Annotated in this window: 18 protein-coding genes; 2 read left to right on the top strand and 16 right to left on the bottom strand. The window is 62.0% G+C overall.

Features of this window, described 5'->3' with window-relative positions:
- Positions 1-428: 428 nt before the first annotated feature.
- Both J1C56_RS09975 and J1C56_RS09970 read left to right on the top strand, forming a co-directional pair.
- On the top strand, positions 429-1,514 hold the full coding sequence (locus tag J1C56_RS09975; protein ID WP_214388535.1) for an AAA family ATPase: 1,086 nt from the start codon (positions 429-431) through the stop codon (positions 1,512-1,514).
- A complete protein-coding gene (locus tag J1C56_RS09970; protein ID WP_246591295.1) occupies positions 1,420-3,867 on the top strand; it encodes a S8 family peptidase in 2,448 nt (815 codons plus the stop codon). The genes J1C56_RS09975 and J1C56_RS09970 overlap by 95 nt, the downstream gene beginning before the upstream one ends.
- Positions 3,868-4,123: 256 nt before the next feature.
- Here the strand turns inward: J1C56_RS09970 and J1C56_RS09965 are convergent, their stop codons facing one another.
- The 16 genes from J1C56_RS09965 to J1C56_RS09895 all read right to left on the bottom strand — a co-directional run bounded on the left by J1C56_RS09965 (position 4,124) and on the right by J1C56_RS09895 (position 19,362).
- Complete coding sequence (locus J1C56_RS09965) at positions 4,124-4,354, bottom strand: DUF2274 domain-containing protein (protein ID WP_214388533.1); 231 nt, start codon at positions 4,352-4,354, stop codon at positions 4,124-4,126.
- Positions 4,351-5,499 (bottom strand): TraB/TrbI/VirB10 family type IV secretion system protein, encoded by a 1,149-nt coding sequence (locus J1C56_RS09960; RefSeq protein ID WP_214388531.1) that lies wholly within the window; start codon positions 5,497-5,499, stop codon positions 4,351-4,353. The genes J1C56_RS09965 and J1C56_RS09960 overlap by 4 nt, the downstream gene beginning before the upstream one ends.
- Entirely contained in the window at positions 5,496-6,479 is a 984-nt protein-coding gene (gene trbG, locus J1C56_RS09955; protein ID WP_214388529.1) for a P-type conjugative transfer protein TrbG, read from the bottom strand. Before trbG ends, J1C56_RS09960 begins: the two co-directional genes overlap by 4 nt.
- Positions 6,476-7,165 (bottom strand): conjugal transfer protein TrbF, encoded by a 690-nt coding sequence (gene trbF / locus J1C56_RS09950; protein WP_214388527.1) that lies wholly within the window; start codon positions 7,163-7,165, stop codon positions 6,476-6,478. Before trbF ends, trbG begins: the two co-directional genes overlap by 4 nt.
- Positions 7,162-8,511 (bottom strand): P-type conjugative transfer protein TrbL, encoded by a 1,350-nt coding sequence (trbL, locus tag J1C56_RS09945; protein ID WP_214388525.1) that lies wholly within the window; start codon positions 8,509-8,511, stop codon positions 7,162-7,164. Before trbL ends, trbF begins: the two co-directional genes overlap by 4 nt.
- 3 nt (positions 8,512-8,514) lie before the next feature.
- Positions 8,515-8,802 carry a putative entry exclusion protein TrbK-alt gene (trbK-alt, locus tag J1C56_RS09940; protein WP_214388517.1) on the bottom strand — a complete coding sequence of 96 codons (288 nt, stop codon included), beginning with the start codon at positions 8,800-8,802 and terminating at the stop codon, positions 8,515-8,517.
- An 18-nt stretch (positions 8,803-8,820) separates the two neighbouring features.
- Positions 8,821-9,594 (bottom strand): P-type conjugative transfer protein TrbJ, encoded by a 774-nt coding sequence (gene trbJ, locus J1C56_RS09935; RefSeq protein ID WP_214388515.1) that lies wholly within the window; start codon positions 9,592-9,594, stop codon positions 8,821-8,823.
- The gene (trbE, locus tag J1C56_RS09930) at positions 9,591-12,047 is read right to left on the bottom strand and encodes a conjugal transfer protein TrbE (protein WP_214388513.1); all 2,457 of its coding nucleotides are present in this window, start codon (positions 12,045-12,047) and stop codon (positions 9,591-9,593) included. The genes trbJ and trbE overlap by 4 nt, the downstream gene beginning before the upstream one ends.
- A gap of 10 nt (positions 12,048-12,057) precedes the next feature.
- Positions 12,058-12,321: a VirB3 family type IV secretion system protein gene (locus J1C56_RS09925; protein WP_214388511.1), complete on the bottom strand. Its 264-nt coding sequence runs from the start codon at positions 12,319-12,321 to the stop codon at positions 12,058-12,060.
- Positions 12,321-12,653 carry a TrbC/VirB2 family type IV secretion system protein gene (locus J1C56_RS09920; RefSeq protein WP_214388509.1) on the bottom strand — a complete coding sequence of 111 codons (333 nt, stop codon included), beginning with the start codon at positions 12,651-12,653 and terminating at the stop codon, positions 12,321-12,323. The genes J1C56_RS09925 and J1C56_RS09920 overlap by 1 nt, the downstream gene beginning before the upstream one ends.
- Entirely contained in the window at positions 12,650-13,585 is a 936-nt protein-coding gene (gene trbB / locus J1C56_RS09915; protein WP_246591294.1) for a P-type conjugative transfer ATPase TrbB, read from the bottom strand. The genes J1C56_RS09920 and trbB overlap by 4 nt, the downstream gene beginning before the upstream one ends.
- A gap of 323 nt (positions 13,586-13,908) precedes the next feature.
- Positions 13,909-14,040, bottom strand: a complete 132-nt coding sequence (locus J1C56_RS33295; protein WP_275945146.1) for a hypothetical protein — start codon at positions 14,038-14,040, stop codon at positions 13,909-13,911.
- Positions 14,041-14,260: 220 nt separating this feature from the next.
- Complete coding sequence (locus J1C56_RS09910; protein ID WP_214388505.1) at positions 14,261-14,983, bottom strand: GGDEF domain-containing protein; 723 nt, start codon at positions 14,981-14,983, stop codon at positions 14,261-14,263.
- Positions 14,984-15,184: 201 nt separating this feature from the next.
- Entirely contained in the window at positions 15,185-15,592 is a 408-nt protein-coding gene (locus J1C56_RS09905; protein ID WP_214388504.1) for a ribbon-helix-helix protein, CopG family, read from the bottom strand.
- Between the two features lie 4 nt (positions 15,593-15,596).
- Positions 15,597-17,579, bottom strand: coding sequence for a conjugal transfer protein TraG (locus J1C56_RS09900; protein WP_214388502.1), 1,983 nt, complete (start codon positions 17,577-17,579; stop codon positions 15,597-15,599).
- Positions 17,580-17,601: 22 nt separating this feature from the next.
- Entirely contained in the window at positions 17,602-19,362 is a 1,761-nt protein-coding gene (locus J1C56_RS09895) for a relaxase/mobilization nuclease domain-containing protein (protein WP_214388500.1), read from the bottom strand.
- Positions 19,363-19,396: the final 34 nt, after the last annotated feature.

Below are 19,396 nucleotides of genomic sequence, written 5' to 3'. Positions count from 1 at the left end.
TAACCGGTGCCCCACCCGGCGCTGGGTTCGTTCTTATTCGGTGGCTATGACAAGGGCCGGGCGTCACCTTATGCTCACATGCGCGATGTAAGCATACACGAGTACGGTGCGGTCGGCTTCAATTGGGCAGGGCCGGCCACTGCGATGGTGAGCGCTTAGGGAACATCATGAGGCAATATCGCTCACGTGCTGGGACGGATCTAATCGTCCCTCATCGCTTCAAATGCTAGGTTTGCCCGTCCGATTCGAATCACTTTCGCGGGCTATTCCTCACACGAATGGCGTAATGCTGGAACGACGGCCGCAATAAAGTGGTTGAACGTGCCCGGAACCGCGTCCTCGCTCTTCCATTAACAGTTGAGACATATAATGTTCTTCGCAGGTGATTTCGTGCAATTACCTTGGGGACTTCTGGAAGGCGCAGTAACATGGCATCGGCACAGCAACTTATAGGACTCGTCAAGAGCCATGCCGAAGGTGACGAGGCGCGTTTTTTCGATCTCGCCATGCAGCTTGCTGCCGCCGAGGACCAGAAAGGCCACATCAAACTTGCCGTACAGCTTCGGCAATGGGCGGAGGCCAGCCGGGTGCCGCCGAAAACGTCGTCGGGCAAACCAACACCTTTGGCAGCGCCTCGAGGGGATCTGGCAGGCTTCCTGGATGCAAGCTACCCCTCGACGCGGCTAATCGATGTAATCCTTCCGTTTCACCTCGAGGACGAACTTGCGCACATCGTCACTGAGACGCGCATGCGTGAACGGCTTGAGGAAAAGGGGTTGCGGCCACGTCGCCGCCTTCTGTTTGCAGGACCGCCCGGGACAGGGAAGACACTGAGCGCGGCAGCACTCGCCGGCGAATTGCACTTCCCCCTCTTTAGCGTACTTCTCCACGGTCTGATTACAAAGTTCATGGGCGAGACCGCCCAAAAGCTGCGGATGATTTTCGACGCTGTCCGTACAACACGTGGCGTATACCTTTTCGACGAGATCGATGCGCTTGCCGCAGCGCGGGGATCCGATAACGACATTGGCGAAGCACGACGCATCCTGAACTCTTTCTTGCAGTTCCTCGATGAGGATACCGGTCCGTCGATTGTTGTTGCGACCACGAACCTCCCCCAAATCCTCGACAAGGCAGTTCTGCGCCGCTTCGACCTCGTTCTGCCATACGAGATGCCCACGGGGCCGGCGATCGAGGTTGCACTGCGCCGACGGCTGACGGGTTTCGATTCGACAGGCGTCGAATGGACTGCCGTGACGCACCACGCTGAAGGCTTGTCGACCGCCGACGTTGTTGCTGCAGCGGAAGATGCCGCGAGACGGGCAGTATTAGCATATCAGGACCGCATCGAGACCGCAGCCCTCATCGCTTCCCTGGACCGACGCCGCTCGCTGCATGGAATAGGGGGAATGCCTGGGCATGCCGAGGGATCGCGAACATTTCATCTTGCAAAATCTCGGAAGAGCACAGGTCTTCAAGGCCAAGGGCGGCGGGTCACCAAAAAGACCAAATAACGTCGCCGATCGCGCGGCCCATGCCCTTGCTCTCCTGCAGGCGCTCGATCATCTCCCCGACGTAACTGCCGACGATCGGCCCGGTGTTTATCTCCAGGTCGCAGGGCGTCCAGGCGAGGTGATGATCACGTCCGGCCTCGATGCAAGTGGCTTGACCCTCTTGAAGGTCGCGCCAGCCGTGGCCGCCAACCAAGCCGCCTCCGCGACCGTCTTCGCTTCCGAGAAAGGCCTCGGCAAGCTGCGCCAGAAGATTGAAGATTTCCGGGACAAGAACCGAACGAAACAGGATGGATCGGAAGGTCGGCCCTATAATGCCGATCTCGTTCTGAGTATCGGTACGATCGTTGAGGCGGGCTTGCGGGCACTGTGGCGCAGTCCGAGCCACAAGTTCCCCGTTGGTAATGACCCGAGGCCCTGGGAAATCTGGCTCGGCAGGGAGACGGCAGCCAAGTTCATCGATGGTGCTGCCGAGCTCGGCGTCGTCATCAGCGCTGATCGCCTGACGTTTCCCGAAGACATCGTGGTCATTGGGGCGGCGACGAGCGAGGCTCTGGCTCTCGCTGTGCGGCGGTTGGGCGGCGTGAGAGCGCTAGCGGCGCCGACTGTCACCGCCGACTATTTCGACGCGATGGATATTGAGGGGCAGGTGGAATGGGTCGATGAACTGGTTGGTAGGACGACGTTTCAGAACGAACCCAATGCCAACTACATCACCCTTCTCGACCGAGGTGTGAGCCGTGCCCACCCCCTGATTGCTCCCGCACTCGCCGTTGCCGATCGCCATGCAGCTCAACCCGGGTGGAGTGTCGAGGATCAGGTTGGCCATGGCACGCAGCTTGCGGGCCTGGCGCTCTTCGGGGATCTCACCGTCGCGCTCCAGACGATGAACCCAATCCAGGTTCGACATCGCCTGGAATCGGCGAAGATCATCCCAGACGCGGGTCACAACCCCCATCATCTTCTTGGCGCTGTCACGCGCGCCGGTATCAATGCGGCCGAAATGACGGGCGAGCGCCGGCGGACCTTCACGATGGCGAACACCACAGAGGACGACACTCCTCACGACGGTGCTCCGACATCCTGGTCGAGTGAAATAGACCAGCTGACTTCGGGCGCTTCAGGGGAGAACAACATCAAACGCTTGATGCTCATCTCCGCGGGAAACACGAACCAGAACGTCTATGGCAATGGCGACTACCTGGCCGTTTGCGACCATCCCGACAATGAAGTGGAGTCTCCTGCCCATGCGTGGAACGCGATCTGCGTCGGAGCCTTCACTGAAAAAAATGCCCTGCCGGACGGCGAGGCGGGCACGCCACTGGCGCCCTTCGGCGATCTTGCGCCCTCATCTCGAACGGCGAGTTGGTCCTCCCATTGGCCCCTGAAGCCGGATGTGGTTTTCGAGGGTGGCAATTGGTTGATCCACGGCGCCCCTCCACCGATGAAGCACCCCGCGTTGTCGTTGCTCACCACCAACCATCAGTACCCGATGCGCAGTTTCACGACGACCGGAGAGACAAGTGGCGCAACAGCGCTCGCAGCCCGCGCCGTAACCGAGCTTTGGGCGGACTACCCTGATCTATGGCCCGAAACAATCCGTGCCCTCTTCGTATCCTCTGCTCGGTGGACGCCGAAGATGCGCAGCCACCTGCCTGCCAACCCTGCAAAAGGCGATTATAGCCCTCTCTTCAAACGCTACGGCTACGGGGTCCCGGAGCTCGAGCGCGCCCGGCGCAGCGCCTCGAATGCTCTAACTCTCATCGTAGAAGACACGATCACACCCTATCGAGTGGCGAATAAACCCTCTGCACAGCACATTCACAACGAGATGAAGCTGTTCCAACTCCCGTGGCCGGTCGAGGAGCTCCGCAACCTCGTCAACGCCCCAGTGACGCTTCGTGTCGCTCTTAGTACCTTCATCGATCCGAACCCTTCCGAGCCGGCGAGGGGCTCGAAGTTCCGATATGCCTCACACAATCTCCGCTTCAAGCTCAATCGCCCTAACGAGGACCAAGCCGCCTTCCTTGCCCGCATTAGCAAAGCCGCGGAGCAACCTGACGGTCCAATCGTTGAGGAAGATGACAACTGGTCATACGGTCGGAATCGGCGAGACGTCGGATCTCTCCAGATCGACGAACTGGTTTGCCCCGCCTCGGACTTGGCGAGGCGTAATCTCATCGCGGTGCACCCGGTCGCCGGCTGGTGGAAAACCAAAACTGTTGAAGATCCGCAAAACCGCCAAGCGCGCTTTGCCCTGATCGTTGAGATCGATGCGGGCGAGACGAACGCGCAACTCTACGCGGAAATCCACGCCGCCATAGCGAACCTCAACGTGGTTGCCGCCGCTGTTTGATCGGGCGGAGTGTAGGAAACTCCCAACCGATCCCCCTATTTCCGGCGCATGCGAGCAATTCTGGCTTTCGCAATGATGGCCGACAGGCTTACGGTCAGGTCGATGCTTCCGGTCTCATCAATGCATTGCTTGATTAATTCTGCGCCCGTGTCAGCTGGCCGATGTTGTAGAAGCCGGCCGCACGTTGCCGCTTGCATAGGGCTTGATGGCCGAAATTGCCCGAACCCTCTTCGACAGCTGTCAGCACTGCGCCGCCCTACGGATCTGGATGGGCGTTCCGGCGAGCCTTTGCAAATCCTCGATCGGTCTCGATAAAGCGCTGGAGCATCGGTACGATCAGCCGGACTGGCTCGGTTGCCGGCTGACCGCTCTCGCGGCCGAGAACATCAGCATAAGTTTTGAGATCGCGATGCAGCGACGCTGGAAGCTCCAGCGTCACCTTGACGGGCCTGTCGTCGGCGATGGGGCTCAACTTCAGTTTGATCATTGCGTTGCTCCATAAGGCTCGAGCACGAGGTCGCGCGTGACGATGACGCGTACCGGGAAGCCCGGCCGGATAGTGAGCGTCGGCGCGACGTTGAGCTGTCTGCGGATGATCTGCTGGCCGGCATCATTGATCGTGTCCTGCGCTCCGTCACGAATTGCGCGCAATAGCCGGCTCTCGTCGTCGATGGCCAGTTCAGCACCGGCGGCAAGCAACGTGGAGAGACCGGCGGCTTTGGCCAAATCCCACCAATGATAGTCGACCCCATCCTCAAGGCCGGCATAGCCTTGCGTATCGGCGCCCGGCTGACGTTCGAGAACAATGGAACGGCCAGTCGGAAAAATGAGCCGGTTCCAGACTAGAAGCGCACGGCGCTGGCCGAATTGGACGTTGTTGTCGTACTGCCCGATGATCCGCGTGCCTTGCGGCACGAGCAGGGCGCGGCCGGTTGGGCTGTCGTAAACGTTCTCCGTCACCTGCGCCGTGACCTGTCCAGGTAGATCGGACCTGATGCCAGTGATGAGCGCGGCAGATATGACGGCGCCAGCCTGAAGAACAAAAGGTGATGCCGGTGGCATGACGCGGTCGCGCGCCACTGTGCGTCTGTCGGCGGCGGCGTTGAGGAAAGCCAGTTGCTTGTCCTGCGCCGCCTGCTGGCCAGGCTGGCCGCTCAGATCAAGGCCCACAGAGCTCGCCGGTTCTCCTTCCGTCCCCACCGTTGCGGTTGATCCTCCGCGTGACTGGAAAAAGACGGTGCTCGTCCGTGCGGCCTCTTCCTCAGCGCGCCGGCGTTGTTCCGCCTCGTCGACAGCCGGTGCCATGATCACGGGCGGCACGACCGGTTGCCCCCTGCTTTGTGCATTGAGGATAGGCCGACCGAGATCACCGGGTAGCGGCGGCCCGAGGATCGGGCCGGTATAGTCGCGTGGCAAGCCGGCGAGACCATCGGCGGGTTGCCGATTGGCCGTCGAATAGAGTTCTTGGTCGTCGGCGCCGGACACACGCGTCTGAAGCGCATAGATCAGCGCTCCGCCGATGCCGAGCAAGGCGACGACGCCGACGCCGACGATGACTTTTGGCGACAGGCGGGTGATGCGCGGCGTTTCGGCGCGAAGGCGCATCGGAGCGACATTGTCTGTCTCACTCATGTCGATGGCCTTCCATCAGTGCGCACTATCCTTACGGTCTGCTGCCGATCGCCGCCGCCAAGACGAAGTTCGGCTGCGCCGAACAGGCGATCGACGATCAGGACATGTTGGTAGATGCGGCTGTTGGCGATCTGGGCTTCGCCGTCCGGGCCGATGATCAACAGTGGCGGCATCTCGCCCTGCACGATCCCGCGTGGAAACTCGACAAAGACGCGCCGGCCGTCGTCATAGACAGCGACCGGCCGCCAAGGCGGATTGTCGCCCTTAAGTCCGTAGCGATAGTTCCGCGCTGCGGCAGCCGGAATGAGGGGTGTTGCCGGAATGGCCTGGCGCTGTCCGGCTGGCTGCTTTGGATAGGCCCAAGCCACCGCCGGCATGTATGGCTTTTCGCCGGAACGCAGCTCGATCATGTAGGTGCGCCGGTCGGTTGTGATGACGAGGTTGGTCGAGATGTCGGCGCGCGTGGGCTTTACCAACACATGGATACGTCGGGTGATCCCGCTACCACTCTCGGTGTCTCCGATGATCCACCGAGCGGTGTCACCTGCGGCGATCGGGCCCGCGCCGGTCAGGCTCTCGCCGAGCTCGAGCGCGATATTGGTGATCTGCCCGGGCGTGGCATAGACCTGATAGAGGGCACCTTCGCTCCAGGGATAGATCTGGATGGCATTGTAATAGCCTTCGCGGCGTGGCTGGACGCGCGCGGCGGCATTGGCATTCTCGACACGCGCGGTGGGCGTCGAGGCGGCGGTGCCGCCACGTGCCGGGGCCCAGGCAGGCGGGATATGGAGAGGCTTCGGTTGCACATCTGCGGCAGCCATTGGCATCGCCGGGAGAGGCGGCACGTCGGCGTCGTAGCTGATCTCTGGCGGTTTGTTGGTGGCGCAGCCCGCGAGCAAGGTTGCGGAAAGCAAAAGGGCTGGAATTGTGGATTTGCGGAAGGACGGGTTGCCGCCTCTGCGGATCATCGGCCGGTTCATTGGCTCATCTCCTGCGACCAGTTGATGGCGTTGACATAGATCCCGAGCGGATTGGAGCGAAGCCTTTCGGCATTGCGTGGCGGCTGGATCACGTTGGTCAGGATCGCTGTCCAACGCTGGGTCGTGGAGAGCTTCCCGCTCTCGTAGTGGCGCTCGGTCCAGGCGACGCGAAACGAGTCCGGCGAGGCGCGGATCACCGAGGAGACCTCGACAGCGATCTGTTGCTTGCCGACGTTGGTGAACGGGTCATTGGTGCGAGCGTAGTCGTTGAGCGCCGCCGCGCCACGATCCGTGGTCCACTCATATGCGCGCAGCCAATTCTGTCGAACGATGATCGGGTCAGCCGGGATCGAGCGGACCTGTTCGATGAAGCGGGCAAGATGCCATGCGATCTGCGGATCGGTTGGCCGATAGTCGGTGCTTGCTGGTACGACAGCTTGCGCCTGACCGAGATTGTCGACTTGCACGATCCAGGGCACGACAGTCCCGCGAGCCGACTGCCAGACGAGCGCCGCGGCGAACATGCCAGAAAGGATCAGCGATCCAAACGCCATGTACCGCCAGTTCTTCGCCTGAACGCGGGCCGAGCCGATGCGTTCGTCCCAGGCCTGCGCGGCCTTTTGATAGGGGGTCTCGGGTTGAGGTGTTTTGCCGTAATGCGCGGCGGGTCGCCTGAAGAGGTTCATGAACGGTCACTCGTGTGAAGGTTGACGGAAGAGGCGGAGGCATGGCTGTCGCCGGAGCGAACGGCATGCGCAGTTGTCTGGACGGCATGGCCGATGTGGCCAGACCGGCGCATACGCTGCGCCCAGCCGGGTGGTGTGCTGGAAGCATGGATGGTGGAAGCGGGCGCAGTTTCAGCCGCGCCTCCGACCGAGCCCATGGTCGAGGAGCCGCCGGTCGCGTTGAAGCCGGCCTTGACGCCGTCGGAGAAGCTTGACTTGACGCTGGCTGCAGCCCTGCGAAGCGGGGATGTCACGGCGCTGCCGGCGGCATGTGCGACGCCCCCGAGTCCGGATGCGCTGCTGGCCGCTCCGGACTGACCGAGGGATGCGAGTGAATAGGCAGAAGATGCCGCCCCAGCGGCTGATGCACCGCCACGGACGGCTGCCGCGCCAGTCGACAAAGCGGCAGCGCCGCCCTTCGCTGCAAGACCAGCAGCACCAGCAGCGGCCAGCGTCATACCACCTGCGGCAAGACCCGTGCCCACCGCCGCGCCTGCGCCAAGCTGGGGTCCACCGCTGACTAGCCCCGACGCAATGCCGGGACCGAAGATGCCGAGACCAAGCAGCGACAGGGCGGCGAGCACGACAGCCATGGCGTCATCGATACTCGGGGTCTGGCCGCCGAAGCCTTGGGTGAACTGGCTGAACAATGTCGAGCCAATGCCGATGATCACCGCGAGCACCAGCACTTTGATACCGGATGACACAACGTTTCCGAGCACACGTTCCGCCATGAAGGCGGTCTTGCCGAACAGGCCGAAGGGGATCAGCACGAAGCCGGCCAGCGTGGTCAGCTTGAACTCGATCAGCGTGACGAAGAGCTGAATTGCCAGAATGAAGAAGGCGAGGATGACCAGCGCCCATGCGAAGAGCAGGCAGGCGATCTGGATGAAGTTCTCAAAGAAGGCGACCCATCCCATCAAGTCGGAGATGGACTCAAGCAGCGGCCGGGCGGCATCCAGGCCGGTTTGTGCCACCTTGCCGGGGCGCATCAGGTCCGCCGTCGAAAATCCCGTGCCGGAGCCCTTGAGGCCGAGACCTGCGAAACTGTCGAAGACGATGTTTGCGAGATTGTTCCAGTTGGAGATGAGATAGGCGAAGACGCCGACAAACAGTGTCTTCTTGACCAGCCGTGCGATGATGTCGTCGTCAGCGCCCCAGCTCCAGAACAGAGCCGCCAGCGTCACGTCAATGACGATCAGCGTGGTGGCGATGAAGGCGACTTCTCCGCCGAGCAGGCCAAATCCGCTGTCGATGTAGCGGGCGAAGACTTCGAGGAAGTTGTCGATGACGCCGGCGCCGCCCATGCTTCACCGCCCTTCCTGAATTTGCGGAGCAGGAGGCACGGGCGTGCGACCAAGGAATCGGTCGCGGGTTTCCGCCCAGACGCGCAGGCATTCGGCGTCTTCAGCCGCCTTCAGTCCAAACTGCTGGCAACGGCGTTGTCTCTCGTGCAACTGATCGGCCTCGGGCCGCAGAACCAGTACCGGCGCCGTCGCAGGCACTGCTTCCTTCCGGGTCAATTCGATCGCTGTCGCCGTGATGGCGACAGCGACGAACACGACTGCGCCGAGGCGCGCCAGCATCTTGCCGTCCATGATGTTCTCCTCTGGCCGTCAGTTGCCATTGTTGAACATGCGGGCATTGCCGGGCTGATAGCCGGAACCCGGGGTCAGGAAGCGGCGGCGCTGCTCGCGGCCCTGTTCGGCAGCGGCTGTGCGTTCGGCCTCGGTCAGCGCCTGCGCCCGGCCATTGGCGGCGATGACAGCGGTGAGGTCGGCGAGTTGCTGAGCCTGGAGCGCAAGGAGCTGGTTGCCGGCTTGTGTTGCCTGAAGTGCGCCGGCGGCATTCTGGCTCTGGCCGATCAGCGCCGACATCTGGGCACGATTGGTCTCGATGTTTTCGACGACGCCTGCCTGGACACGCATGGCGTCCTGCAAGCCGCCCACGGTGTTTTGCCAGCGGGTACGCGCGTCGGCGATGAGCTCTTGATCTGAGGCAGACAATGACACGCTGCCGTATTTCTGTTCAAAAATCTGGTCGATCTGCTGCACGTCGAAGGCGATGTTCTGCGCCTGGCTGAGAAGCGCTTGAGTCTTTTGGACCGACTGCTGCAGCTGCTGGAGAGACGAGTATGGCAAGCTCGCCAGGTCCCTCGCCTGGTTAATGAGCATCTGCGCTTCATTCTGCAGACTTTTGATCTGGTTGTTGATCTGCTCAAGCGTGCGGGCGGCGGTGAGCACGTTCTGTACGTAGTTGGTCGGATCGTAGACAATCCGGCCGAAGAAGGCCTTCGCTGGGCTCGTCACCATGGGCGAAAGGGCTCCGGTGATGGAAAGAACCGTTGCCGCAAGCAAGGCAGCACGCAGGGTCGAGGATTGGGTGGTCATGGCGCGGGCTCCTTATGAGGTTCGGGGACGAAGTTGGTGAGGTTGGGGATGAGGTCGACCGCCCAGTCGACGCCGCGGGCGCGCAGCCAAGCTGTGAGGAAGCCGTCGCGGCCATGCTCACTGAAGATCTGCCCAATCAGCGTCTGGTCGGATTTTGAAGATGCGGCGCAAAGCGCCAGCGCGACTTCGGAAAGGCCGAGTTCAAAGAGCCGGTTGCCTCGCCGAGACTGGCAATAGTAGTCGCGCTTTGGTGTAGCGCGCGCCAGGATCTCGATCTGACGATCATTGAGGCCGAAGCGACGGTAGATTGCGGTGATCTGCGGTTCGATTGCGCGTTCGTTCGGCAGCAGGAGCCGGGTCTGACAGCTCTCGATGATGGCGGGCGCGATCGTCGAGTTGTCGATGTCTGCCAGCGATTGCGTGGCGAAGACGACGCTGGCGTTCTTTTTGCGCAACGTCTTCAGCCACTCCCGGATCTGGCCGGAGAAGCCATCACTGTCGAGCGCGAGCCATCCTTCGTCGATGATGATGAGCGAAGGCGAGCCGTCGAGCCGGTCCTCGATACGGTGAAAGAGATAAGAAAGCACCGCGGGCGCGGCAGCTGTGCCGACCAGCCCCTCGGTTTCGAAGGCCTGGACCGATGTCTCGCCGATCCGCTCGAACTCGGCGTCGAGGAGCCGGCCATAAGGACCTCCGACGCAGTAGGGGCGAAGCGCCTGTTTCAGGTCATTTGACTGGAGCAGGACGTTGAGGCCAGTGATCGTGCGCTCATGGACCGGAGCACTGGCGAGAGAGCTCAGCGCCGACCACAGATGCTCCTTAATGTCTGGCGTGATGGAGACGCTCTCACGGACCAGGATCGAGACAATCCAGTCCGCCGCCCAGGCACGCTCCGGTACATGATGAATGCGTGCGAGCGGCTGGAGTTGAACCGGCTCGGCAATGTCGCCACTCAGTCCGCCACCAAGATCGTGCCAGTCACCACCCATGGCGAGTGTGGTGGCGCGGATTGAGCCGCCGAAATCGAAGGCAAAGACCTGCGAGCGGCGATACCGGCGGAACTGTAGTGCCATCAGCGCGAGCAGCACCGATTTGCCAGCACCTGTGGGGCCCACGATCAGCGTGTGGCCGACGTCGCCTACATGAAGCGAAAGGCGGAACGGAGTCGAGCCATCGGTCTTGCCGAACAGCAGAGGGGGCGCTGCGAAATGCTCATCTTCTTGCGGTCCTGCCCATACAGCCGAGAGCGGGATCATGTGGGCTAGATTGACGGTGGAGAGCGGCGGTTGCCGCACATTGGCGTAGACGTGCCCGGGCAGCGAACCTAGCCAGGCGTCAACGGCATTTATGGTCTCGGGCGTGCATGTGAAGTCGCGCCCCTGGATGACCTTTTCGGCGAGCCTCAGCTTTTCGTCGGCGACACGCGGATCGGCGTCCCAGACGGTGAGCGTCGCTGTGACGTAAGCCTGTCCGGCATAGTCGGCGCCCAGTTCCTGCAGGGCGAGATCGGCGTCGGCAGCCTTGTTGGCCGCATCTGTGTCGACCAAGGCAGCAGCCTCGTTGGTCATCACCTCCTTGAGGATCGCTGCGATCGACTTGCGCTTGGCGAACCATTGCCGCCTGATCTTGGTAAGGAGCTTCGTGGCGTCAGTCTTGTCGAGGAGGATGGCGCGGGTCGACCAACGATAGGGGAATGCGAGGCGATTGAGCTCGTCGAGGATTCCAGGTGTGGTCGCGGTCGGAAAGCCGATGATGGTGAGAATGCGAAGATGTTGGTCGCCAAGACGTGGCTCGAGGCCACCGGTCAGGGATCGGTCCGCGAGCAACGCGTCAAGATGCATCGGCGTCTCGGGAACGCGCACTCGATGGCGTTCGGTCGAAACGCAGGCATGAAGGTAAGACAGGGTTTCGACATCGTCGAGCCATGCGCAATCGGGCATGAAGCCTTCGACAAGTTGCAACACGCGGTCGGTACGGTCGACGAAGCCGATGACGATCTCGTGCGGATCGACGCCGCTTTCGGCTTTGCGTTCGTAGAGCCAGCTTTCCGCCCGGGCGGCGTCCTCGGCCGGCGGCAGATAAATGAATGTCAGGAAATAGCTGGATTCGTAGTGGGCCCCGGTCTCTTCGAAGCCGGCCTTGCGTTCGGCATCGACCAGGGCGGAGGCGGGGTCAGCGAATGTGCTTTCCGGATAGGCGCCGGCTGCATGACGCTGGGCTTCGACGAAGATCGCCCAGTTCGAGCCGAGGCGTCGGAAAGCATTGTTGAGCCGGCTTGAGATGCCGACCAACTCAGCTGCGACCGAACTGTCGAGATCCGGGCCGCGGAATCGGGCGCTGCGCTGGAGACTGCCATCCTTGTTGAGGACAACGCCCTGGCGCACCAGAGCGGCCCAGGGCAGGAAGTCCGAGAGACGGGCATTGCGGTTTCGATATTCGGCAAGGTTCATCATGGCGATCACCTCACGCCCCGAGGTGGCCGGGGATGCGCAGATGCCTGCGCACAACGTCGGCGAACATCGGATCGCGCTTGGCGGCCCAGACGGCGGCAAGATGGCCGATCAACCCCAGCGCGATCCCGATGATCCAGAGCCGCAGGCCGAGCCCGAGGGCCGCAGCCAGTGTGCCGTTCAGGATGGCGATCGAGCGTGGGGCGCCGCCGAGCAGGATGTGTTCTGAAAGCGCCCGATGAACAGGTGCGCTGAACCCTGGGACCTGTTCCTCCATCAGACGAGCGCTCCGCCGCCGAAGCTAAAGAAGCTGAGGAAGAAGCTCGATGCGGCGAAGGCGATCGAGAGGCCGAAGACGATCTGGATCAGCCGCCGGAAGCCGCCCGAGGTGTCGCCGAAAGCGAGCGTTAGACCGGTCACGATGATGATGATCACGGCGATGATCTTGGCGACCGGGCCTTCGATCGACTGAAGAATCTGCTGCAGTGGCTGTTCCCAGGGCATGGACGAGCCCGCGGCGTGTGCGACAGGGGCGACAGCGAGTGCGAGGGCGGTGACCGAGCAAAATGCCGCGATGCGGCGTCCGGCTCGGGAAAGGGGCGAGGTCATGCGGACGTTCCTTCGTTGTTGGAGGGGATTGGTGCGATGCGGTAGTCGCCACCGGGGCCGAGCCCTTCGACGCGGGCAAGTTCAGCCAGTCGTCGGGCGGACCCGCGCCCCGAAAGCACCGCGACAAGATCGATGGTTTCCGCGATCAGTGCGCGCGGGACGGTGACGACGACTTCCTGGATGAGTTGTTCGAGGCGCCGCAGGGCGCCAATGCCAGTGCCGGCATGGATGGTGCCGATGCCGCCAGGATGTCCGGTGCCCCAGGCTTTGAGGAGATCGAGCGCTTCGGAGCCGCGCACTTCGCCCACGGGAATGCGGTCGGGCCGCAGTCGAAGTGACGAGCGAACGAGATCGGAGAGGGAGACGACGCCTTCTTTGGTGCGAAGGGCCACGAGATTGGGCGCAGCGCATTGCAGCTCGCGTGTGTCCTCGATCAGGACGACGCGATCTGAGGTTTTGGCGACTTCCGCAAGAAGAGCATTGGTGAGCGTGGTCTTGCCGGTCGAGGTGCCACCAGCGACGAGAATATTGGCGCGCGCGGCGACTGCCTGACTCAGGGCCGTTGCGTGCTGCGCTGTCATGACGCCGGCTGCGACGTAGTCGTCGAGGGTGAAGATGGCGACGGCCGGCTTTCGGATCGCAAAGGCTGGTGCTGCGACGACGGGTGGCAGCAACCCCTCGAACCTCTCTCCCGTTTCGGGAAGCTCGGCCGAAACGCGTGGATTGCCAGGATGTACCTCGGCGCCGACATGGTGGGCGACGAGGCGAATGATGCGTTCGCCGTCCGCGGCCACAAGCGTGCAACCTGTATCTTCAAGGCCGCCGGAGAGACGGTCGATCCAGATCCGCCCGTCGGGATTGAGCATCACCTCGGCGATCAACGGATCTTCAAGGAATCCAGCGATCGCTGGGCCCAGCGCGGTGCGAAGCATGCGCGCACCGCGCAAGGATGCTTCGGAATGTCGTTGAGAAGTTGCCACATCGTCCCCGTTCTGGTGCGGGTGGCGCGCCGCGCGACCCTGATCGGGGATGATTAAGGGAGCCAGAAATCAGGCAGGTTCAACAGATTTCACGAAGCGTAGTAGAGCAGCGTGCAATTGCAGGAAAAAGGGCGGGGCAGAGGGCCGCATCCGCATGCGCGTTCGCCGAGAAAGCCCCGGCTGGAGGCTCGCGGGTGGCTGGCGGTTCAAAGCAGCATGCCCAGATCGCTCTCGAGATCAGCCGGAGTTCGACAGCACCATTGAGGACGGCATGGTCAATAGATTAACCGGCCGAGGGCAATCATGCCAATCTCGACGGCCTCATTTGCGTCCAGAGTATAAGTGAACTCCGGATCGCCCATAGCCTGCGCCAGTTCTTGGGCTTCGGACAGTTCGATTTCAGACATTCCACCACCATGTAAAACTGCACCAGCATTCCGCATTGTCAAGCACGCGATCAACCCCGGGGCAGGACGAGACCTTCCCAGCACAGGCCAGCGAGGTACGTGTCTAGGCAGACCCGACAATGCTGAGCTTCAGCCGTGATTTAGCCAATCCTAACGTAAGGGCAAGCGATGAGCGCGGGTGGGCTTCCAGCCAATTCAACCACACATAGCCAGCCGGGCATTACGCCGATTTGTAGCTGAAAGAGACGCGGTTTTTGCCCTGAAGTTTTGCCTCGTATAGGCATCGAGAGGCTTGACGCAGGCTTTCTGCTGCATCGGCCGAGCCGCGGATCTCCGCGCCGCCTATGCTGACCGTTGCCCTGACGCTTCCGCGACCGCTTTTCATCGAGGGGATCGTCTCAACTTGCCGTCTGATGATGTCTGCCCGCAACATCGCGTTCTCCTTGTCGACGCCGCCTAGGATGACGCCAAACTCGGTGCCGCCGGTTCGGGCAACAACGTCGCCGGGTCGCGTTGCGTACAGAAGAGCCTTAGCTATACGGACCAAGGCCTCATCCCCTTTGGCATGGCCGTGCCGGTCGTTGATCTTTGTGAAATCATCAGCATCGATCAGGAGAAGTGTGTCGCAGTCTTCATCACGACGCGCACGAGCCAGATGGCTAATGAAGGCCTCGCGATTAAAAAGTCCTGTCGCCGGATCGTGGCTGGTCGCATAGTTGAGTTTTTCGTGCGTCTTTCTCAATGCCGCATGCGATTTCGCGAGCGCCTCACTGGCTTCCCTGTACAACTCGGACTGATGGAAAATATACGAGGCGACCGGCATCGCGATCACAATAGGAATCACGGTGCATTCGATCCAGCTGAGCCAGTCGATCGGCATTCCAAGAGCTAATCTGGTGGAAAATGAAAGTGCAAAGGTCGAAATGATCGCAATGGCGCTCACGACCGCTGCCTTAGCAAGGATGAGATTCCGTCTAGTCATTTTACTATATTAGAGCAACCTAAGTAAAACATCCCTTACTAGGCGGATGGGGGTTTTCCAAAACGCGTAACCTGACTAATCCATGGTGGGAACAAATTGTGCGGTCGCAGCCGGGGTATTTCCTTTCGCCCTAAGAACCCGCCTATTGTCACATCTACGGATTCAATTGCCCTCAACATCTTCGGGAATCTCGCGCAGGAAGCTCTGGCCCTTCTGAAGCCGCTTGCCGAGCGTTTCTACGAAGCCGTCGAAACGCTCGCGGCCTTTGGCCTGAGCCGCAGCTTGCGCCTCCGGCGGGAGTGGTGGGGTGATCGACAACCAGAAGCGCACAAAAAGGGCGAGTGTTTCCGCGGTGACGCCAAGATCGCGCTCCATCCGCTGGACCTGCCTCGACAGTCGGTCGAGCCGGCGTGCGAAAGCTGCTTCCCGCACATCTGAGTGGTCGGGCGACAGGAACGAGCTCACCGCCGCCTCCACGATGGCCGACCTAGGCAATTTCTTGCGGTCGGCAAGCTCGTTGATGCGCCCGATAAGTTCCACCGGCAGGGTCAAGTTAAGACGGTCGCGCATGTGCTTAGAGCTCCATTCCGTCGCCCGGATCGAGCGAGACTTGGCGAGCGATGCCGCTCATCTGGCGGCGTAGCGTCTGACGCTGTCGAGCGGTGTCCTCCGGCTCGTCGTCGAGGATATGCGCGAACTCCTCGGCCGGCTTCTGGTCAGCGGTTTCCTTTGCGATCGCGACGTGTTCGGGAAGTTCCGGTTCGCGGCGCAGGCCGGCATTGGCGCTGTCAGGCCCTTCAGCGACTGCAGGTACTGGGTCGGGCTTCTGCGGCAGGACTGTCGACCAACTGTCGCAGCGAGGGGTCTTGCCCAATTTGGCCGGATCCGGCGGCTGCATGATGCGCTCGCGGAAGCGCGCATCCTCATAGTAGCGCGCCTTCTTTGCCCGGATCGGCGGCGTGCCTGCGATCATGACAATTTCTTCGGACGGTGGAAGTTGCATGACCTCGCCGGGGGTGAGGAGGGGGCGCGCCGTTTCTGAACGCGAGACCATCAGGTGCCCAAGCCATGGCGAGAGCCTGTGGCCGGCATAGTTCTTCATCGCCTTCATTTCGGTGGCTGTACCGAGAGCATCGGACACGCGTTTGGCTGTCCGCTCGTCATTGGTCGCGAAACTCACGCGCACATGGCAATTGTCGAGGATCGAGTTGTTGGCGCCGTAGGCTTTTTCGATCTGGTTGAGCGACTGTGCGATGAGAAAGCTCTTGATGCCGTAGCCGGCCATGAAGGCAAGCGCGGACTCGAAGAAATCTAGGCGGCCGAGCGCCGGGAACTCGTCGAGCATCATGAGGACGCGGTGCTTGCGTTCCATTGCGTGCAGGTCCTCGGTCAGCCGTCGGCCTATCTGGTTGAGGACGAGACGGATCAGCGGCTTGGTTCGGGAGATGTCCGAGGGTGGTACGACCAGATAGAGCGTCGTTGGCCTTGAGTCCGAGGTGAGATCAGAGATGCGCCAGTCGCAACGCCCAGTCACTTCCGCGATGACCGGATCGCGATAAAGGCCAAGGAAAGACATGGCGGTCGACAGCACGCCGGATCTTTCGTTGTCGGATTTGTTGAGGAGCTCGCGTGCCGTCGATGCGACAACGGGATGCGGGCCGGCCTCCCCGCGATGCCTCGTCGTCATCATCGCTGCGAGTGTCGCTTCGATCGGACGGCGCGGATCGGAGAGAAAGGCTGCGACGCCGGCGAGCGTTTTTTCCTCCTCAGCATAGAGGACATGCAAGATCGCGCCGACGAGAAGGGAGTGGCTGGTCTTTTCCCAGTGGTTGCGCTTGTCGAGCGAGCCTTCGGGGTCGACGAGGATATCGGCGACATTCTGTACATCGCGCACCTCCCATTCACCGCGACGAACCTCGAGCAGGGGATTGTAGGCGGCTGATTTTGGATTGGTCGGATCGAAGAGCAGCACGCGACCATGCTTTTCGCGGAAGCCGGCCGTGAGTTGCCAGTTTTCGCCCTTGATGTCGTGAACGATTGCCGAGCCCGGCCAGGTCAGGAGCGTAGGCACCACAAGGCCGACGCCTTTGCCAGAACGTGTCGGCGCAAAGCACAGCACATGCTCGGGCCCGTCATGGCGCAGATAGTCGTGATCGAGCCGGCCAAGCACGACTCCGTCTCGGCCGAGAAGCCCAGCGGCCTCCACCTCCTTCTTTTGGGCCCATCGTGCGGAGCCGTAGGTCTGGACGTTCTTGGCCTCGCGAGCGCGCCAGACCGACATGCCGATGGCGACGGCGATAGCGATGAAGCCGCCTGAGGCCGCAATGAAAGCAGCCTTGTTGAAGATCTCGGGCGCGTAGGCGTCGAAGAAGTACCACCACCAGAAAAAGGCGGGCGGATAGTAGATCGGGACACCACCGAGACTGAACCAGGGCGTGCCGAGTTGCGCCTGATACCCAAGCTGCCAGGCAACATATTGGGTCGCGGCCCAGGTGGTGACGATCACGATCAGGAAGACCACCGTGATTTGGCCCCAGAGGATTTTGGTCGCCGACATGCGTGATCCTTTTCCGTCGTTGTCAGAGGCCGAGGTCGCGCTTGCGTCCCGACAGTTCGATGCCGCCGGCCACCTTCGCGACGCCGGCGACATGCTGGCCGAGCTTGCGGTCGAGATCGCGCGACCAGGGCACGAGCTGGAAGCCGAGACCGTCGTCAATCATGGCGAAGCGGCCAGAAGAGAGGGCAAGGCGCTGGCGCACGACGCCCGTGACGCGGTGCCCGGCTTGCGTCTTCACATGCGGCAAGCCGGTCTCGGCCGAAAGCTTCTCGCCGACGGCCTCGAGCTCGCGGCGGCGAAGCGTGGCGGGGAGATCGCGCTGCATGATGATGCGCTGGCCGTCGCGCCGGGAAAGACCCTCATCGGCGAGATGTTCGGCGCGCGCTTGCATGGCCTCGCGTACCTCGCGACCAAACCCGGTCTGCGACATCGACATGGCATCGCGCTCGACAAGGCGATGATCGATCCAGGTAGCACCGGGTGCTGTGACCTGCGCTTGAAGGTCGAGGTCAGATCGCATCGCAAGCACCAAAGTCGGGCGGCGGTCGTCCGTGCCATTGAGCCGACGGACTTCGACAATGCCGCCATTTGCGGGAGCCTGGTCGAAAGCTTCGACGCCCCGGAAACGGACATGGTGGGCACGACCGTCAACCCCGTCGATGACGGCGTAGGCCTCGCCGGTCAGCTCGTTGTGAAGGCCGCGACCGACTAGGCGCCCAACGATTGGCGAGCCAGAGGTTCCGCCGTCGACCACATAATCGCCAACGCCGCGATCCTGGCCGCGCTCCGTGAAGGCGCGGTGCATCGTCTTGATGATATCGCCGCGCATGCCGAGATCGCGCAATGTGCGTTCGGCTTCGAGACTAACGACCCATTGTCCTGATTTACCCTGGATGGCGAGCCCCAGCTTCTCGATATGCTGGAGCCGGCCGACCATGAGGCGGCGAAGTGCCGGATCAGCTGGGGCGGATCGGTCTGGCCTGAGATCGACATAGCCGGTCTCATCGGCGGCGCGCTGGATCTCTTGGTCGATCCGCGTCCAACGTTCGGCAGTGATTTCTTTTTCAAGTGCGCTTCGGATTTCGTGCTCCGGCTTCGGACCGAGCTCGATGTCGACGAGATCGTCGGCGCGGGAGCGCAGGCCGCGGCTGATGTAGTCGCGAGAGATGACGAGGTCGGCGCCGACGTCGTCGACGCCGCGCATGAGCACATGCACATGCGGGTTGTCTGTGTTCCAGTGGTCGACGGCGATCCAGTCGAGGCGCGTACCAAGATCGGCTTCCATCTGGCGCGCAAGATCTCGGGTGAACGCTTTGAGATCGGTCATCTCGGCTGCGTCTTCTGGCGAGATGATGAAGCGGAAGTGATGCCGGTCGTCCTTGCAGCGATCGGCGAAGCCGAGGTCGTCGGCACGGTCGGTGCTGGCGTCGAACATCACACCCTTCTCCCCATCTCGGCTGACGCCCTCGCGCTTGAGATAGGAGACGTGGGCGGTGAGCGGTGCTGAACGGAATGCCCGCCCCTGATGGCGGGCGATACGCGCCTTGATGACGACGCGGCGATGCGATGAGAAGATGCGGGATCGTCCGAAGACATTGCGTCCGCGTCCGAAGGTCGAGTGGCCGAGCCGGCGTCCCGGCTTGCCTGGTGTAGCGCCGCCAGTGGTGTGGCCGGTGCGTTTGGCCGCGGCGAGCACCTGATTGACGAAGCTCTTGGACTTCGGCGACTTCGTCGAACGAATGCGGCCTGGCTTGATGAGGAAGTCGCGGTCACCCTCGTTCATGGCCGTGTCCAAGTCGTGACCGAAGGCTGGTCGT

It is taken from the genome of Aminobacter anthyllidis (assembly GCF_018555685.1).
GTDB classification, from domain to species: Bacteria; Pseudomonadota; Alphaproteobacteria; order Rhizobiales; family Rhizobiaceae; genus Aminobacter; species Aminobacter anthyllidis.
This window is presented reverse-complemented; position numbering and strand designations above follow the sequence as displayed.

Excerpts from the sequence above, each read along its gene's own strand:
- J1C56_RS09975 (WP_214388535.1), top strand. The coding sequence starts at position 429 with ATGGCATCGGCACAGCAACTTATAGGACTCGTCAAGAGCCATGCCGAA.
- J1C56_RS09970 (WP_246591295.1), top strand. The coding sequence starts at position 1,420 with ATGCCGAGGGATCGCGAACATTTCATCTTGCAAAATCTCGGAAGAGCA.
- J1C56_RS09965 (WP_214388533.1), bottom strand. The coding sequence starts at position 4,354 with ATGATCAAACTGAAGTTGAGCCCCATCGCCGACGACAGGCCCGTCAAG.
- J1C56_RS09960 (WP_214388531.1), bottom strand. The coding sequence starts at position 5,499 with ATGAGTGAGACAGACAATGTCGCTCCGATGCGCCTTCGCGCCGAAACG.
- trbG (WP_214388529.1), bottom strand. The coding sequence starts at position 6,479 with ATGAACCGGCCGATGATCCGCAGAGGCGGCAACCCGTCCTTCCGCAAA.
- trbF (WP_214388527.1), bottom strand. The coding sequence starts at position 7,165 with ATGAACCTCTTCAGGCGACCCGCCGCGCATTACGGCAAAACACCTCAA.
- trbL (WP_214388525.1), bottom strand. The coding sequence starts at position 8,511 with ATGGGCGGCGCCGGCGTCATCGACAACTTCCTCGAAGTCTTCGCCCGC.
- trbK-alt (WP_214388517.1), bottom strand. The coding sequence starts at position 8,802 with ATGGACGGCAAGATGCTGGCGCGCCTCGGCGCAGTCGTGTTCGTCGCT.
- trbJ (WP_214388515.1), bottom strand. The coding sequence starts at position 9,594 with ATGACCACCCAATCCTCGACCCTGCGTGCTGCCTTGCTTGCGGCAACG.
- trbE (WP_214388513.1), bottom strand. The coding sequence starts at position 12,047 with ATGATGAACCTTGCCGAATATCGAAACCGCAATGCCCGTCTCTCGGAC.
- J1C56_RS09925 (WP_214388511.1), bottom strand. The coding sequence starts at position 12,321 with ATGGAGGAACAGGTCCCAGGGTTCAGCGCACCTGTTCATCGGGCGCTT.
- J1C56_RS09920 (WP_214388509.1), bottom strand. The coding sequence starts at position 12,653 with ATGACCTCGCCCCTTTCCCGAGCCGGACGCCGCATCGCGGCATTTTGC.
- trbB (WP_246591294.1), bottom strand. The coding sequence starts at position 13,585 with ATGCTTCGCACCGCGCTGGGCCCAGCGATCGCTGGATTCCTTGAAGAT.
- J1C56_RS33295 (WP_275945146.1), bottom strand. The coding sequence starts at position 14,040 with ATGTCTGAAATCGAACTGTCCGAAGCCCAAGAACTGGCGCAGGCTATG.
- J1C56_RS09905 (WP_214388504.1), bottom strand. The coding sequence starts at position 15,592 with ATGCGCGACCGTCTTAACTTGACCCTGCCGGTGGAACTTATCGGGCGC.
- J1C56_RS09900 (WP_214388502.1), bottom strand. The coding sequence starts at position 17,579 with ATGTCGGCGACCAAAATCCTCTGGGGCCAAATCACGGTGGTCTTCCTG.
- J1C56_RS09895 (WP_214388500.1), bottom strand. The coding sequence starts at position 19,362 with ATGAACGAGGGTGACCGCGACTTCCTCATCAAGCCAGGCCGCATTCGT.